At 47.9% G+C, this 15,082-nt stretch carries 16 protein-coding genes; 9 read left to right on the plus strand and 7 right to left on the minus strand.

What is annotated here, in order from left to right; translation table 11 throughout:
• Positions 1–57: 57 nt before the first annotated feature.
• Complete coding sequence (locus IT233_08330; protein MCC7302634.1) at positions 58–1,233, minus strand: acyl-CoA dehydrogenase family protein; 1,176 nt, start codon at positions 1,231–1,233, stop codon at positions 58–60.
• 156 nt (positions 1,234–1,389) lie between these two features.
• Here IT233_08330 and IT233_08335 point away from each other — a divergent pair, with 156 nt between their 5' ends.
• Genes IT233_08335 through IT233_08370 form a run of 8 tightly spaced genes read left to right on the plus strand, consistent with a single transcriptional unit; the run spans position 1,390 to position 8,594 of the window.
• Complete coding sequence (locus IT233_08335) at positions 1,390–1,944, plus strand: YceI family protein (GenBank protein ID MCC7302635.1); 555 nt, start codon at positions 1,390–1,392, stop codon at positions 1,942–1,944.
• A 12-nt stretch (positions 1,945–1,956) separates the two neighbouring features.
• Positions 1,957–2,889 carry a hypothetical protein gene (locus IT233_08340; GenBank protein ID MCC7302636.1) on the plus strand — a complete coding sequence of 311 codons (933 nt, stop codon included), beginning with the start codon at positions 1,957–1,959 and terminating at the stop codon, positions 2,887–2,889.
• Positions 2,889–3,785, plus strand: coding sequence for a DUF4271 domain-containing protein (locus IT233_08345; protein ID MCC7302637.1), 897 nt, complete (start codon positions 2,889–2,891; stop codon positions 3,783–3,785). The genes IT233_08340 and IT233_08345 overlap by 1 nt, the downstream gene beginning before the upstream one ends.
• 24 nt (positions 3,786–3,809) lie before the next feature.
• Positions 3,810–4,577 carry a uroporphyrinogen-III synthase gene (locus IT233_08350; protein MCC7302638.1) on the plus strand — a complete coding sequence of 256 codons (768 nt, stop codon included), beginning with the start codon at positions 3,810–3,812 and terminating at the stop codon, positions 4,575–4,577.
• Between the two features lie 23 nt (positions 4,578–4,600).
• Positions 4,601–4,960 (plus strand): ribonuclease P protein component, encoded by a 360-nt coding sequence (gene rnpA / locus IT233_08355; GenBank protein MCC7302639.1) that lies wholly within the window; start codon positions 4,601–4,603, stop codon positions 4,958–4,960.
• An 8-nt stretch (positions 4,961–4,968) separates the two neighbouring features.
• Positions 4,969–5,193 (plus strand): membrane protein insertion efficiency factor YidD, encoded by a 225-nt coding sequence (yidD, locus tag IT233_08360; GenBank protein ID MCC7302640.1) that lies wholly within the window; start codon positions 4,969–4,971, stop codon positions 5,191–5,193.
• A gap of 18 nt (positions 5,194–5,211) precedes the next feature.
• On the plus strand, positions 5,212–6,984 hold the full coding sequence (locus IT233_08365; GenBank protein ID MCC7302641.1) for a S41 family peptidase: 1,773 nt from the start codon (positions 5,212–5,214) through the stop codon (positions 6,982–6,984).
• Positions 6,985–7,028: 44 nt separating this feature from the next.
• Complete coding sequence (locus tag IT233_08370; GenBank protein MCC7302642.1) at positions 7,029–8,594, plus strand: O-antigen ligase family protein; 1,566 nt, start codon at positions 7,029–7,031, stop codon at positions 8,592–8,594.
• On the opposite strand, the gene IT233_08375 is transcribed toward IT233_08370, so the two are convergent.
• From IT233_08375 to IT233_08385, 3 genes are read right to left on the minus strand one after another with little or no spacing between them, the layout of a single operon-like run.
• Positions 8,576–9,652 (minus strand): glycosyltransferase family 4 protein, encoded by a 1,077-nt coding sequence (locus tag IT233_08375; GenBank protein MCC7302643.1) that lies wholly within the window; start codon positions 9,650–9,652, stop codon positions 8,576–8,578. The two genes, IT233_08370 and IT233_08375, sit on opposite strands and share 19 nt — an antisense overlap.
• Entirely contained in the window at positions 9,649–10,635 is a 987-nt protein-coding gene (locus tag IT233_08380; GenBank protein ID MCC7302644.1) for a glycosyltransferase family 9 protein, read from the minus strand. The genes IT233_08375 and IT233_08380 overlap by 4 nt, the downstream gene beginning before the upstream one ends.
• Entirely contained in the window at positions 10,622–11,377 is a 756-nt protein-coding gene (locus tag IT233_08385; protein MCC7302645.1) for a glycosyltransferase family 2 protein, read from the minus strand. Before IT233_08385 ends, IT233_08380 begins: the two co-directional genes overlap by 14 nt.
• A 45-nt stretch (positions 11,378–11,422) precedes the next feature.
• Between IT233_08385 and meaB the strand changes: the two genes are divergently transcribed.
• Positions 11,423–12,202: a methylmalonyl Co-A mutase-associated GTPase MeaB gene (meaB, locus tag IT233_08390; protein ID MCC7302646.1), complete on the plus strand. Its 780-nt coding sequence runs from the start codon at positions 11,423–11,425 to the stop codon at positions 12,200–12,202.
• A gap of 11 nt (positions 12,203–12,213) precedes the next feature.
• On the opposite strand, the gene IT233_08395 is transcribed toward meaB, so the two are convergent.
• From IT233_08395 to IT233_08405, 3 genes are read right to left on the minus strand one after another with little or no spacing between them, the layout of a single operon-like run.
• Positions 12,214–13,842 carry an Ig-like domain-containing protein gene (locus IT233_08395; protein ID MCC7302647.1) on the minus strand — a complete coding sequence of 543 codons (1,629 nt, stop codon included), beginning with the start codon at positions 13,840–13,842 and terminating at the stop codon, positions 12,214–12,216.
• Complete coding sequence (locus IT233_08400; protein MCC7302648.1) at positions 13,842–14,312, minus strand: GAF domain-containing protein; 471 nt, start codon at positions 14,310–14,312, stop codon at positions 13,842–13,844. The genes IT233_08395 and IT233_08400 overlap by 1 nt, the downstream gene beginning before the upstream one ends.
• A gap of 26 nt (positions 14,313–14,338) precedes the next feature.
• Complete coding sequence (locus IT233_08405) at positions 14,339–15,019, minus strand: ComF family protein (GenBank protein ID MCC7302649.1); 681 nt, start codon at positions 15,017–15,019, stop codon at positions 14,339–14,341.
• Positions 15,020–15,082 lie beyond the last annotated feature (63 nt).

Genomic DNA, 15,082 nt, shown 5'->3' on the forward strand with positions numbered 1-15,082 from the left:
AAACTCAAAAAAAACCCGCTTCTTCCGGAGCGGGTTTTTTTATGCATTGAACATTTTTCAGAAGGCGGAGATTCCGGTCACATCGTAGCCGGTGATAAGGAGGTGAATGTCGTGCGTACCTTCGTAGGTAATCACGGATTCCAGGTTCATCATATGCCGCATGATAGGATATTCACCCGTAATACCCATTGCGCCGTGGATCTGTCGCGCTTCACGGGCGATCTGCAAGGCCATGTTCACATTGTTTCGCTTGGCCATAGAGATCTGCTGCGGCGTGGCACGGTGTTCATTCTTAAGCACTCCAAGCCTCCAGGTTAGCAATTGTGCTTTGGTGATCTCGGTAAGCATTTCAGCAAGTTTTTTCTGAGTGAGCTGAAAAGATGCGATGGGCTTATCAAACTGAATGCGCTGTTTGGAATATCGCAAAGCAGAATCATAGCAATCCAGGGCCGCACCAATGGCTCCCCATGCGATTCCGAAGCGGGCAGAATTGAGACAGTTCAGCGGGCCTTTAAGGCCTTTGATATCCGGGAAAATACTGGTCTTGGGTACCTTTACATTATCAAACACCAGTTCCCCTGTGGCGCTGGCCCGCAGACTCCATTTATTGTGTGTTTCAGGAGTAGAAAACCCTTCCATTCCACGTTCCACAACCAATCCGCGGATATCTCCCTTTTCATCTTTTGCCCAAACCACGGCAATATCAGCGAAAGGAGCATTGGATATCCACATTTTAGAACCATTGAGCAGGTAGTGATCCCCTTTGTCTTTTATGTTGGTTAGCATTCCATTGGGATTGGATCCGTGATCCGGTTCGGTAAGTCCGAAGCATCCCATAATCTCACCGGAAGCCAGGCGGGGCAGATATTTCCTCTTCTGCTCTTCACTTCCATATGTATAGATGGGAAACATGACCAGTGAACTCTGAACCGAGGCGGTGGATCTCAAACCGCTGTCGCCCCGTTCCAGTTCCTGCATGATCAATCCGTAGGAGATTTGATCCATCCCTGCACCTCCGTACTCCGCGGGAATATAGGGGCCGAACGCACCGATGGATGCCAGTCCTTTGATCCACTGCTTTGGAAACTGCGCTTTCTGACAGTATTCTTCCACCACCGGACTCACTTCCTTTTTTACCCAGGCCCGTGAAGAATCACGGATCAGTTTATGTTCTTCGCTGAGTAATTCATCCATTAAGTAATAGTCGTGATGCTGATAAAGATCCTTGCTCATAGGGTGATTATTTGACGGCCAAAAGTAGGAAAAAACAGGAGGTTTTTCTTACTTTGTGAGTTGAAAATCAACCCGTCTGACGAGGCTCATATTTTTAAAGGTATCGCCGGCCCTCGGTATGGTTTTTGAAAACACACCGGAAGCCCGGACATTGTCATGAAACACACCTTTTTCTTTTTACCGGCTTTGCTTCTCTGCATCGGTTTTCTCCGCGCTCAGATATATACAGGTAAAACCACCGAGATTACTTTTTTCTCCTCGGCTCCGCTGGAGAATATTACCGCAGTAAATAAAGTGGCCAGGCCCCTGGTGAACACAAAAACAGGTGACGTGCAGATTAAGGTTCCGGTGAGAGGATTCATCTTTGAAAAGCCCCTCATGCAGGAGCATTTCAATGAGAATTACATGGAAACCGATAAATTTCCCGACGCCACTTTCAAAGGGAAACTGGAGGAAAATATTGATTGGGCCAAAGACGGCACCTACAAGGTGAGCATTAAAGGAACGCTGACGGTGCACGGGGTTGAAAAAGAAAGAACACTGCCGGCCGTGGTAACCATTAAGGACGGGATCATACAGGTTGAATGTAAATTTGACATTGTGCTCAAGGATCACTCTATTACCGTACCGGAGCTGGTATTTCAGAAGATCGCGGAGAAAGTGGAAGTGACCATAAAAAGTACACTTCAGGAGTACCATAAAAAACAATAAACGCGCAACATTATGCGACCATACATCCTGCTTCTGTTCACTCTCACCGCATTCCGGCTGGCCGGGCAGGACGATCTGGAAAAAATGATGCAGGAGCTGGATACCACACCTGACGCAAAAGTTTTCGCCACTTTTAAAGCAACGAAAATCATCAACGCCCAGTCAACCGAAACCGTAAAGAAGGGTACACTGGACTTTTGTGTTACGCACCGTTTCGGGAATATAGGAACCGGCAGCGGAGGCGGCGGTCACACCCTGTACGGGTTCGATGAATCCAGTGATATCAGGCTTTCTTTTGATTACGGAATAACCCCCACCCTGTCAGCTGGATTTGCCCGAAGTAAGCGGAGAGAAAATCTGGATGCTACCTTGAAATGGAGATTCCTGGAACAAACCCAGCACGACATTCCGCTGAGTCTGTGCCTGTTCGCCAACGCCGCCTTTTCTCCCATGAAAGCCGGCCAGTTTTATATCGGCGTGCATGACTCATTTGAAAGGAAGCTCAGTCACCGCATGGTATTTACCTCCCAGCTGATTATTGCGCGCAAGTTCAGTTCCCGTCTTTCTCTGGAATTGATTGGCAGTTATACGCACCGTAATTTCATACGTGAATCCTATAATTCCAATAATGTAGCGGATGTGAACGGTGTGCCGGCGGCCGGCATCGCCGGAAGGTTTAAACTTTCGAGAAGAACATCCGTTGTTTTTGATTATTTCTATCCCCTTTCCGCTTATTACAAAGGAAGAGATTTTACGGAGCACCCTCTCTCCATCGGCCTGGAAATAGAAACAGGAGGCCATGTGTTTCACCTGAACTTCACCAATGCCTCGGGCATTCTGGAATCCTATTTTATTCCGAATACGAGTGACGACTGGCTCGAGGGAGGATTTAAATTCGGATTCAATATATCCAGGGTATTCACCATTGTGAAACCCAAAATGTGATGCAGGACTCCACGGCGCTTGGGCCTGTAGAATCCGACACGCTGATCTGGGAATCGGTTGCCTTGCGGAAATTCCGGAAAGATTCCACGCTGGCGCGCAAGAAATGTGATTCTTTGTTCGCAGCATCCGGAATGAAGGAATTCTGTCCCGCCGGAACAACTCCAAATTCTGTGACCTATGAGATAGCACCCTCTCTTTTCGCTGCACACGCATTACGGCCGGACCATTTCGGAACGGTAAAACACGCCGACCGGGGTGAAGGATGGCTCAGCGGAATCCTTCTGACGATACTTCTTCTGGCGGCCATTCTGAACTGGCGGTATTTCAATCGTGTGAAAACCCTTGCAGACGCATTTGTTCTCAACCGCTTCGTAAGTCAGCTTGTTAGGGAAGAGAATGTTTTTCTCAACCGGGTGAATCTTCTGCTCAGCCTGCTTTATCTTCTTACCGCAGGTGCTTTTGCGCAAATCAGCCTGGGAGTGCTAGGCATAGATCTGTTTCCCGGTATGGCACCCGGCCTGCTCTTTATGCTCCTCTGCGGCGGGCTGGTAGCGGGCTTTTCCATTAAAATGTTGATCATTATGACCAGCGGATTTATCTTCGATCAGCCACGTGCCGCAACAGAATATACCTTTTCTATCTTTCTCTATAACCAGATGGCAGCGCTGCTTCTCATTCCCATCCTGGCCGGTCTTCTCTATATCTCCGCCATTGATCCATATGTGTTGGTGATTACCGGGATAGGACTCCTTACCGCATTTTACCTTTTCCGGCTCTTCCGGGTGGTCTCCGGAAGTTTAGCCACACCTACCGTTTCCGGATATTATCTCTTTTTGTATCTTTGCACCCTTGAAATTTTACCCGCCGCTATGGCTGTTAAGTTTATAGTGGGGTGATTTTCAGGCATAAGCAAAGGCTGAATGGCTAAAAAAGAAGAGCTGGTTAAGATCAAGAGTATCCTGGTCACCCAACCGAAGCCAGAAGGGGATAAATCTCCTTATTTCGACCTCCAGAAAAAGTTCAATTTAAAAGTGGATTTCCGCCCTTTCATACATGTGGAAGGAGTTCCTGCAAAGGATTTCAGAACGCAGAAAGTAAATATCCTTGATCACACGGCGGTGATCATGACCAGCCGCAACGCAGTGGATCACTTTTTCCGTATGTGCAACGAATTGCGTTTAGCAGTGCCGGAAACGATGAAATACTTCTGTATATCCGAGTCTACCGCATACTACCTTCAAAAATATGTACTCTTCCGCAAGCGGAAGATCTTTCACGGAAAGCAGACTTTTCTGGATCTCATTGATATCATAAAAAAGCACAAGGAGGAAAAGTTTCTCCTTCCCTGTTCGGATATTTACAAGGATGAAATTCCCGAGGTACTGGATCAACATGGCATCCAGTATACCAAAGCCATCATCTACCGGACGGTTTGCAGCGATCTTTCAGATCTGGCCAATGTTAACTACGACTGCCTGGTCTTCTTCTCCCCTTCCGGGATCACATCGTTGCTGAAAAACTTCCCGAAGTTCAGGCAAAATAAAACCCTGATTGCCGCGTTTGGCGCCACCACTTCAAAGGCCGTAGAAGACGCGGGGTTGCGACTGGATATTCATGCCCCTCAGCCGCAAAGTCCTTCCATGACAATGGCTCTGGAACAATACATCAAGAAAGCGGGTAAACGATAGTCCTGATTTTGCTACCTTTAAAGGTGCGGCAAACCTTTCCCAAAAAAGAACGGCTCTACAGCAGGAAACTTCTGGAATCTCTGGTGCAGAACGGTAACATTTTAAACCAGTATCCGTTACACATTAAGTGGATGGAAGCCGATCTGAAGGAAAAGGTAAAGGCCAGGGTAGCCTTTGCGGTGCCGAAAAGAAGTTTTAAAAAAGCCGTGGACCGCAACAGGCTAAAAAGAAGAATGCGGGAAGCGTGGAGAAGAAACAAGCAGGGGCTCAGCCTTAGCGGGATCGCCCTCTTACTCGTTTATACCGCACGGAAGGAAGAAACCTATGAAGTGATTGAACGAAGCATGAAAGGATGGATGTTAAAAATTGCTAAGAAGTCGTGAATCGTATGATCAGCACGATCTTTGTAGCACTGATCAGGTTCTATCAGGGCGCAATCAGTCCCTACCTCATGCCGTCCTGCAGGTACATTCCTACCTGTTCCTGTTACGGGCTGGAGGCCGTGCAGAAACACGGACCCTGGAAGGGAGGATGGCTGACGATCAAACGTTTCTGTTCCTGCGCACCCTGGGGCGGACACGGGTATGATCCGGTGCCGGAAACAGAAAAGAAATAAAAAAAGAGAATACTGAAGATGAGAACATGGAGAAATAAAATTATTGCTGTTACCGTAGTTGCGGTAGCAACAGTGTCGTTCACCTTTGTTGATGCCTACTTTGAGATCTCTAAAAACATGGAGATTATGCATTCGGCTGTGAAGGAACTCAACGCCTATTATGTGGATGAAATCAAACCGGGAGACCTGATCACCAAAGGTATAGACGGAATGCTTAATTCACTGGACCCCTACACGGAATATTATCCGGAAAGTGAGGTGGAAGATTACAAGACCCAGCTTACAGGGCAATACGGAGGCATTGGTTCGCTGGTACAAAAACAGGGTGATTACGTGATTATTTCTGAGCCCTATGAAGGATTTCCGGCTCAGAAGGCCGGACTGATCGCCGGCGACATGATCCTGGAGGTTAACGGACAGAGTGTAAAGGGAAAAACCACAGGTGATGTGAGCAAACTGCTCAAGGGAGTTCCCAACACTCCTGTAAAACTGCTCATTCAGAGGGAGGGTGAAAAAAATCCTTTCGAAAAAAATCTTATACGGGAAGAGATCAAGATTAAAAATGTTCCTTATTACGGTATGCTGAATGATTCGGTAGGCTATATTAAACTGACAGGATTTACCGAGGATGCCGGCGAGGAGGTGGCCCGCGCTTTTACGGATTTGAAAACAGAAAAAAAGATGAAGGCGCTGGTATTTGATCTCCGCGGTAACGGAGGAGGGCTCCTTAAAGAAGCTGTTGAAATCGTGAATCATTTTGTGGAAAAGGGCTCCCTCATTGTTTCACAAAAAGCAAAAGTGAAAGAAATGAATCGCACGCATTATGCAGAAAAACCGCCGCTCGACACTAAAATGCCCATGGTGGTACTGGTGGATAAGGGATCTGCTTCTGCCTCCGAGATTGTTTCAGGCGCATTACAGGACCTGGATCGTGCAGTAGTCATCGGACAGCGCTCCTTCGGGAAAGGATTGGTTCAGCAAACCATTCAGCTGGTGTACAATACACAGATCAAAATCACTACAGCGAAGTATTATACCCCCAGCGGGCGTTGCATACAGGCCCTCGACTATTTTCATAAAAATCCCGACGGTACAGCTGACAAAGTTCCTGATTCACTCATGAAGGAATTTAAGACCCGTGCCGGGCGACTGGTGTACGACGGCAGTGGTATCTTTCCTGACCTCATTCTTGACGCAAAAAAATACAGCCCCATCGCTGTCAGCCTTTCCAACAAAAACCTTCTCTTTGATTATGCTTCTCTTTACAAGCGCAATCACCCGGGCATCTCAGATGCGGGCACTTTCCGCCTGTCGGACACCGATTACCAGGAATTCATCAAATTCCTGGAGGGGAAAGAATATGATTACACCACAAAAAGTTCCAAACTTCTTGAAGATCTTCAGAAAAGCCTGGAGGAAGAAAAAAAGCTGGAAGACTCCCGTGCAGAATTGGATGAGTTGAAGAAGAAGCTGGTTCACGATAAAAAATCCGATCTGATAAAGTACCAGGATGAAATCCGCCTGTTGCTGGAAAATGAAATTTGCGCACGGTATTATTTCCAGAAAGGGCGTATTCGTTCCTCCCAAAAAAACGATCCGGAAATTGTAGAAGCACTGAAAACACTTGCCAGCTATTCTCTGTATTCACAGATCCTCCGGGGAGAAGGAAAATATAAAGTGATCGGTAAACCTTCTGTGGTGCAAAAAACCAGTACCGGTAGCAGCGACGTAAAAAAAGAGGAAAAGCAGGAAGAGAAGGACAAAAAAGAAAAGAAGAATAAAAAGGGCTGAGGACAATAATCCCCTGAATTTCACGTTCTTTGGGAGTCATCCCCATGGCTCCGTTACGTAAAGACATCCATTCCGGTATTTTCTTTTTCGGTCTTCTCCTGATCACCGCCGGTCTGCCGCTTTCCAAGTTTCTAATGAGTTTATCTTTTATGCTGCTGGCGGGGAACTGGCTGCTGGAAGGACTGTTTCGTGAAAAATGGAGTCGCTTCCGTGAATTTCCCACACTATGGCTCCTCCTTGGTTTTTACCTCCTTCACTTCCCGGTGCTTATCTGGACCTCCGATCTGCAGGGCTGGTATGCGGACGCGCGTGTAAAATTTCCTCTCTTTCTTCTACCGTTGATCATCGGCACTTCCACTCCCCTCTCTGGTGTTCAGTGGAAATGGTTACTGCGCTGCTTTACCGCTGCGGTAGTGTTGAAATCACTGATCGGAATGGGGATTTATCTGCGGCTTTGGGGGCAGGCATACGCCGACGTACGCGAGATCACCGGCAGTCTTTCACATATTCGCTTTTCACTGATGCTGTGCCTGAATATACTGCTGCTCTATTTCATGGAGTTCAGAGGTGCAGGCATCAGAAAAAAGCTGGTGACAATAGCCATTTGCCTTTGGATGCTGGTTATGCTGGTGTTGCTGCGCAATCTAACAGGCATGATGATCCTGGGAACCTGCGGTTTGATACTGTTTCTGCTTTATCTGTTTCGTTCCGGGAAAAACAAGATTACATGGGGTATCGGAACATTGGTGCTGGCCTGCATCGTGTTTGCCGGATGGCGGACCCATGATGTTTACACCACCTGGTTTATTCCGAAACATACCGAGATTCTGCCGGGTGCAGTTTCTGCAGGTGGAGAAATCTATATCCACGACAGCAGCATGAATGCGCTGGAGAATGGTTACCGCTTAGGAGAATATATTGCCTGGACCGAATTGCAGCTTGCATGGAACGACCGAAGCGTAATCAGCTATAACGGAAAAGACCGCCGGGGTCATGAGCTGAGATTTACACTCTTGCGATTTCTTACTTCCAAAGGTCTGAGAAAGGATGCTGCGTCCATCGGCACATTAACCCGGTCGGAAATAGCTGCGATAGAGGATGGGATCGCGAACGTAGTATATCTCACAGAAGACCCTATCACGTGCCGTATTCACCAGGTGCTGTGGGAACTGAATGATTACACCTCAGGCGGAGCCGATCCCAGCGGTCATTCTGTTACCCAGCGCTTTGAATTCTGGAAAGCGGCGATGTATTGCTGGAAGATGAATTTTTGGATCGGAACGGGCCCGGGCGATGTGGAAGCCTGCATGCAGGAAGCGTATACTGCCATAAACAGTCCGCTGAACAAGGAGAACCGGCTTCGCCCGCATAACCAGTATTTGAGTGTAGCGGCAGGAATGGGACTTTTCGGATTATGCGCTTTTCTGGGTATGCTCCTCATTCCGCTCTTCCTTCGCAGGCACAGAAAAATCCTCTACTTTATTTTTGTTGCGATGATGGCTATGAGTATGCTAACGGAAGATACGCTGGAGACACAGGTGGGCGTAACGCTCTTTGCACTTTTCAGCAGTCTATTGCTGTTTCACTTTCCTCAGACGAAAGAAGAATAAAAATCAAAGGTTTTCCGTGCACACCGCTCCCATGTAAATTGCTGCGCATGAACCACACCCTGAGCTGTTTTCCCGGGAGATGCATTGAGTGTAGCTTTGAGTCCTTCTGCAATACTATCGGGTTCAAATGGATCACATTTCACCGCATTCTCGCTGCAAACCTCGGGCAGAGAACCATATTGTCCGATCAGCACGGGAATTCCCATGGCCATGGCTTCCAGTGCAGGTAAGCCGAAACCTTCATAATAGGTACACATCGCCACAGCCGAAGCATGACGGTAATAATACGTGAGCTGCGTATCGTTGAGATAGCCGGTTACCTTAACAACATCCTGCAGACCCAAATCTGCGATCTCCTTCTCAATCTCTTCCCATCCCATTCCTCTGTCGCCTGCCAGCACCAGGTCAAAGCTCCGTTGCAATCCCGCCCGATGGAAACCTCTCAGCAAACCGAGTACATTCTTCCTGATCGAAACAAGTCCGGCAAAAAGAATGTAGGTCCTGTTCGTATGGGGTAGATCCCTGACTTTAAGGGGAGCCTGATTCAGGTCGGTCCGAAGGCCAAGGTGTGTCACGATCAACCGCTTACCATGATTTGGAAAAAGTTCGTCCAGGTCGCGGGCTGTGCGCTGGCTTACACATATGATGCCATCGCATGCTTTTACCATTGCGGATACTCTTTCCCACATAACCTTTCTGAACTTAGAATCCGTATAGCCCGGAATTTCATAATATGGCTTTTTAAAAATGGCGAGATCATGAATGGTGATGATCACAGGCGACTTCCCGCTTTTATAGAAGAATGCATCCGTGCAGTGAACCAGATCAAATTTCTTCAGCGGCAGCCCTAATCCGTGCCAGTAACTTTCCGTGCCGGGAAAAGACAATCCATAGGCGGAATACTTTCTCCGGGACAGTTTATATAGAAAGGAAAGTTCCATCTCCTTGCTGAACGCAGGTAAACTCAGCAATGCTTTCGAAAGTTCAAGGCAATAGGTCCCTATCCCTCCTCTTCGGGCCGATAATGCTCCGGTAGCTTCCAGACCAATTGTTTTCATTTCCGGATCTTTAAAAGTTCATCGGCAATGCGGGCTGCTTCCACTTCACGGATGCAGTGACAATTGCCCGACTTACGGCAATCCGAACAATTCTTGTCCAGTGCAAAGGCCATGGCTTTTGATCCCAGTGGTCCCCATCTCCCGATATGAATAGGTCGCATGGGCGCGTAGATGCCGAGTGCCTGAATACCCAAAGCAGCGGCCAGATGAAGTGGTCCGGTACTGGCCGCTACCAGCGCATCCGAAACTGAAATCAATTGCATGAATTCCGGCAGAGAAAGCTTACCGGTAATGTCTGTCACCTTTTCACCGGCGATCCATTCCCTGAGCATTGACCCTTCCTGTGCGGTACCGGAAACCATAACATGAAAGTTTTCCGTGGGGAGCATTTTGATCAAAGCCGAATAATTAGACAAACCCCATTCTCTCGCGCTTCCTTTAGATCTTGGATGAAGGATGAGATTCACTTTTCCGGGTACGAGCAGTGACTTTACTTTTTCCGAAACTTCCGGCTTGCGTAAAACCTGCATGGTTCGGATTTCATCAAGAGAGAAATGTGCTTTTAATCCTAATGGAGCCCCCAGCTTCAGATTCAGTTGCGCTTCGTGCAGATCAGAGTTCTTTCTTCCCAAGTTCAAACGCTCCGTGCAGGTCCACCAGTGATAGAAACGATGAGAAGTACCTATTCTTTTTGGAATGCCTGCCTTTTTTGCCATAGCAGCCAGGGCGCTTTTCGGGAAAACATGAAGGATAATATCCGCTCGCATCCTTCTCCAATCATCTACGCTCCTGAGTTCATCCACAGAGTAGAATTCATCTACTGAAGGGCACGATTTGATCACGGGCTGCGTGTATCCGCGACCCAAAAAAAGAATTTGATTCGCGGGATCCAGGTTTTTCAAAGCTACCGCGAGCGGTAACGTGAGAACCACATCTCCGATGCTGTCTGTTCTGCTTATGAGAATTCTATTACCCACCTTTATTTAGCGCTCTTAATTTTTTGTACTTCAAATAGGCAGCATAGGCCGAAATACGACTGATCGCAAATCCGGCACCGCCATCAAGAAATCCGAGTTTAATGATATAATCGCGAAGGAATTTTGCCACAGCGCTCAAGTACATCACTAACCAACCAGCTTTTCTGCCCTCCTTTTGATAGGCCTTTGCCGCGATATTGGTAAAATATTCGATCTGCTTATAGTGATCATCGCGTGTGTAATAGCTGTAATGTAAAATATCACCCTTCAGGTGTTCCTCTTTTCCGCCGGAGAAAAGTTCGTACTTATCGTGAGGATTTATACCCGTCCACCTTCCCTTTCCTGAATCCCACAATCTCAATTTAGTATCAGGGTACCAGCCGCAATAACGAACCCAGTGTCCGCAGTAATTGGTAAGGCGATTCATGGAATATCCGTCGGCCGTGAAATGCTTTTTAACCTCGATAATAGACTTTCGCAAGGTTTCATCCAGGGCTTCGTCGGCGTCGAGTGAAAGCACATGGGGGTGGGAAGCATAGGTGATGGCCCTGTTCTTTTGTTCAATATGTCCATCGAAGGCATGCTGGAAGAACTTCGCCCCTCTTTCACGACAAATGGCCTCAGTGCTATCTTTCGAGAAGGAATCGAGCACAATGATCTCGTCCACCACCCCCTGCAAAGAATCCAGGCAACGGGCAATGTTCTTTTCTTCATTGTAGGTGATGATCACCGCACTGATGGGGGTCATGGCTTTCAAAGATACCAAAAGCGGTAAGATGCCTATCTTTGGATAATGAATACAGAAATACTCTTAAAGGAGATACTGAATGGGAACTGGAGGGCATTGGCTAAAGCAATCACGCTGGTAGAAAATGAAACGAAGGAGGGGAAAGAAATATTGTCGGGACTTAAAAACCGCGATATTCAGGTAGTGGGAATTACCGGGCCTCCGGGAGCCGGAAAATCGACTCTGATCAGCGCACTTATCACCACTTACACGGAACAGGGGAAAAAAGTTGGCGTTATGGCTGTTGATCCCACCTCGCCGTTTAGTCATGGCTCATTATTGGGTGATCGCCTGCGCATGAGTGAGCACTTTACCCATCCCGACGTATTCATACGTTCTTTAGCCACACGTGGTTCGCTGGGCGGACTTTCATCCAAAGCAGCCGAAGTGATATCGCTGATGAAAGCCTGCAATTTCGATGTGATCCTGGTTGAAACAGTAGGGGTTGGACAAAGTGAAATTGAGATCGCAGCTTTGGCAGATACCACTGTTTTGGTTTTGGTACCTGAGGCGGGAGATGATATTCAAACGATCAAATCCGGTGTCATGGAGATCGCTGATATTTTTGTGGTAAATAAAAGTGACCGCGAGGGTGCCGATATCCTGATGAAAAACCTGGAAGTATTGGTGCATGAACGGCCGGATGCTTCACGCACACCTGCTGTGTTGAAATGTTCAGCCACCCAAAAAGAAGGAATACGCGAACTTTGCCAACAGATCATTGCACATTACCCTCACCGCGACCCCGATAAAAAAGAGAAAGTGAGGAAGTTCTTAAACCGATAGGAAGGATTGCATTATTCTACTTTCCAAACTTCCTGCACCTCCCAGTCGGACCGCACTGTAAACCAGCCGGGTGAATAAATCACCCTTTCGGGTTGCACCTTCCGGGAATAATCACCGCTGTCCCATTGACCGTTTTTATTGTGATCGTAGATCAGCCGGATCCTGTATTTACCAGGGAGCAGGTACCGGCAAAACAGCTTGAGATCGCCTGAACCCTGATCGGAATGAACCACCTGTCCTTTCTCGTTAAGAAGCTGAACGATGCCCTCTTGCGGCTTCCACTGCGCTTTCACTTCCAGTGAACCGTAATACCGCAATTCCTTTACCTGGAATATTATTTTAATGCTGTCGCTGGGAAGATTCCCGAATCCTGTAAAGCAGCCCGGATTCAGAATTACCGTATGTTCCGTACCCGGATCCCAGAGTATGACACCCTTACTGCTAACCGGTCTGACTTCCACTATATAATCCTGCATGGTGAATTCCAGCGCTGAGGAATCCATAGGACTTAGTTCATCCGTACCTCCCGTTATGCCTGTAAAACTGAACGAATCTACCGGATGATTGAAAAGTATTCTCACCGGTTTATCCGGATCCTGCAGCTCTCCGCCGGTAAAAAGCACGCTGGCCCTGAGTTGAGGAGCCTTGCTATCTGCAATGCGGAGTGCAAGGCTTTCCTTCCACACATCTGCATCCGAAACCAGCAGCAGATCCAGCGTATCAGCAGTGAACTTCCCGTAGTGAAAAAGAATGGTATCTGCCCTCTCATTCTTCCACATTCTTGTCTGCAGCCGGTTCGTGCGGCGCAGGTGAATTTTAAGATCCGGACAAGGTTTATTGAGAACAATCATCACTTTTCCCGGCTCCACCACAACGGAACGCCGAATGAATTGCTTCTGAGGCGGTCCTTTGAAAAGCCGGAAATTCAATTTACGGGAAGTGGTCAGATCAATCAGGGAATCGGCAAATCCAATCAGTTCCTCTTCCGGATCGTAGCGAAAATTTCGGTTCGCATCCAGAACCGCCACTGCTTTATACCACCCTGGTTTAATATGATCCACACGAAAAGAACCATCCGGTCCGGAACGGGAAAAGTATTCAGGGGGTTTTTTGAACGGAAGGGAATCATCCTGCCCGGCATACAGCATAACTGTTACCTGCTTCAATTGCGCGCCGGTAAACGCGTCCGTTACGGACCCGAATACGGCCACACTATCCATTACAGGACCCGTGGAAAAAACATAACGAAATCCTTCGGCAGTATTGCCTTCGTGAACATCCGCAATGGCATTGCCAAAATAAATGCCGTAGGTAGTATTCGCTTTCAGTGTTTCCCTGAATTTGATGTGCAGAATCCTGTTCTTCTGAAGAGTGATCTCCGGTAACAATTCCATTGGGGGAGAAACCATCAGCTGCCCCTGCATATCCTTCAGCACAATGTTCTCATCAAATACGATCTTCACTTCGTTGCCTGTAAAGTTCACCTTGGCAGAATCGGGTGAATAATTTATCACTTTGGGAGCACTCACATCCCTGGGGCCTCCGCCGGGAACCTGCATTTGGGCACAGGAATGAAAAAGCAGGCAGCAGGCAGAGGTCAGCAGGAGATGGAGTGTAATAAATGAAGAAAGCCGATGCATCAGGAGAGGAGTTGAGTAATGGATTCCAGATGCGTTTGATCGGTAAGTGAAAAATCATTCAGGTGTTCAGAATCAATGTCCAGGACGGCAATGACCGATCCTTGCCTGAAGAGTGGTACTACGATTTCCGATCGTGATCGAGTGCTGCAGGCAATATGTCCGGGAAATTCTGTTACATCCGGAACAATAAGGGTATGCTGCTTTACCCATGCCGTACCGCAGACCCCTTTTCCCATTTGTATCCTTGTGCAAGCCACAGGACCCTGAAACGGACCCAGAACCAATTCATTGCCCCGCACCAGGTAAAATCCTACCCATAAAAACCCGAATGTTTCCTTCAGGGCTGCACACAGGTTCCCCATATTTGCCACAGGGTCATTCTCACCCGCCAGTAAAGACTTGAGCTGAGGAAGGAGATTGTTATATTTTTCTTCCCTGGTATTTCCCTCCACAGCGATCTGCTCTGCCATTAGTACAAAGATCATTAAAAAAATGATCAATGCAGTGTTCCGGCCATTGCCGCAACACTCACCCTGCTGCCGCGTAATTGCAGCAGCGCGCGTGCGCAGGCTTCCAGGGTGGCTCCCGTGGTGATCACATCATCCACCAGCAGCACATGACAACCTTCTTGCGCTCCTTTACCAAGCGTAAATTTTCCTTCGGTATTTTCCCAGCGGTGAAATCTCGATTTTCTGGTTTGCGTATTGGTGCGCTCTTTCCTGAGCAGCCAGTCGGTGTGCAAGGGCTTACCCATTGCTTCGGAGAGCCCGCTTCCAAAAACCTCACTTTGATTGAATCCCCTGGAGCGTAACCGTGCCGGATGCAGCGGCACCGGAATAATCACATCCGCTGAACGGAACTGTTCTGACTGCAGCAGCTCTCGTCCGTAGCGCCGTCCCAGAAACCTGCCAATTTCCTTTTCTCCCTTATACTTCAGGCGGTGAATCATATTCTGCACCCGTGAACCCTTCCGGTACCGGTAATACACTGCGGCGGCATTCAGATCCACCCTTCCCATAAACATGCGCTCCACGGGATTATCGGGAAGAAGATGAAAACCTGTGCCGGGAAGAGTCCTCAGGCAAATCGTGCAAAGACACTCTTCAAAATGATACAGCGCCCGGTTACAGGCCGGACAAACGTTCGGAAAAACCAGGTGCAACACATCCGACCACATTGTTGAAATCATGCTGTTGATAACTTGAAGGCGACTCAAAAAGCCCTCCTCAAAATTGCCTAA

This window comes from Bacteroidia bacterium (assembly GCA_020852255.1).
In the GTDB taxonomy this organism is placed as follows: Bacteria; Bacteroidota; Bacteroidia; order JADZBD01; family JADZBD01; genus JADZBD01.

Excerpts from the sequence above, each read along its gene's own strand:
- IT233_08395 (MCC7302647.1), bottom strand. The coding sequence starts at position 13,842 with ATGCATCGGCTTTCTTCATTTATTACACTCCATCTCCTGCTGACCTCT.
- IT233_08375 (MCC7302643.1), bottom strand. The coding sequence starts at position 9,652 with ATGAAAACAATTGGTCTGGAAGCTACCGGAGCATTATCGGCCCGAAGA.
- IT233_08330 (MCC7302634.1), bottom strand. The coding sequence starts at position 1,233 with ATGAGCAAGGATCTTTATCAGCATCACGACTATTACTTAATGGATGAA.
- IT233_08365 (MCC7302641.1), top strand. The coding sequence starts at position 5,212 with ATGAGAACATGGAGAAATAAAATTATTGCTGTTACCGTAGTTGCGGTA.
- meaB (MCC7302646.1), top strand. The coding sequence starts at position 11,423 with ATGAATACAGAAATACTCTTAAAGGAGATACTGAATGGGAACTGGAGG.
- IT233_08350 (MCC7302638.1), top strand. The coding sequence starts at position 3,810 with ATGGCTAAAAAAGAAGAGCTGGTTAAGATCAAGAGTATCCTGGTCACC.
- IT233_08340 (MCC7302636.1), top strand. The coding sequence starts at position 1,957 with ATGCGACCATACATCCTGCTTCTGTTCACTCTCACCGCATTCCGGCTG.
- IT233_08370 (MCC7302642.1), top strand. The coding sequence starts at position 7,029 with ATGGCTCCGTTACGTAAAGACATCCATTCCGGTATTTTCTTTTTCGGT.
- IT233_08335 (MCC7302635.1), top strand. The coding sequence starts at position 1,390 with ATGAAACACACCTTTTTCTTTTTACCGGCTTTGCTTCTCTGCATCGGT.
- IT233_08345 (MCC7302637.1), top strand. The coding sequence starts at position 2,889 with ATGCAGGACTCCACGGCGCTTGGGCCTGTAGAATCCGACACGCTGATC.
- IT233_08385 (MCC7302645.1), bottom strand. The coding sequence starts at position 11,377 with ATGACCCCCATCAGTGCGGTGATCATCACCTACAATGAAGAAAAGAAC.
- IT233_08405 (MCC7302649.1), bottom strand. The coding sequence starts at position 15,019 with ATGTGGTCGGATGTGTTGCACCTGGTTTTTCCGAACGTTTGTCCGGCC.
- IT233_08400 (MCC7302648.1), bottom strand. The coding sequence starts at position 14,312 with ATGGCAGAGCAGATCGCTGTGGAGGGAAATACCAGGGAAGAAAAATAT.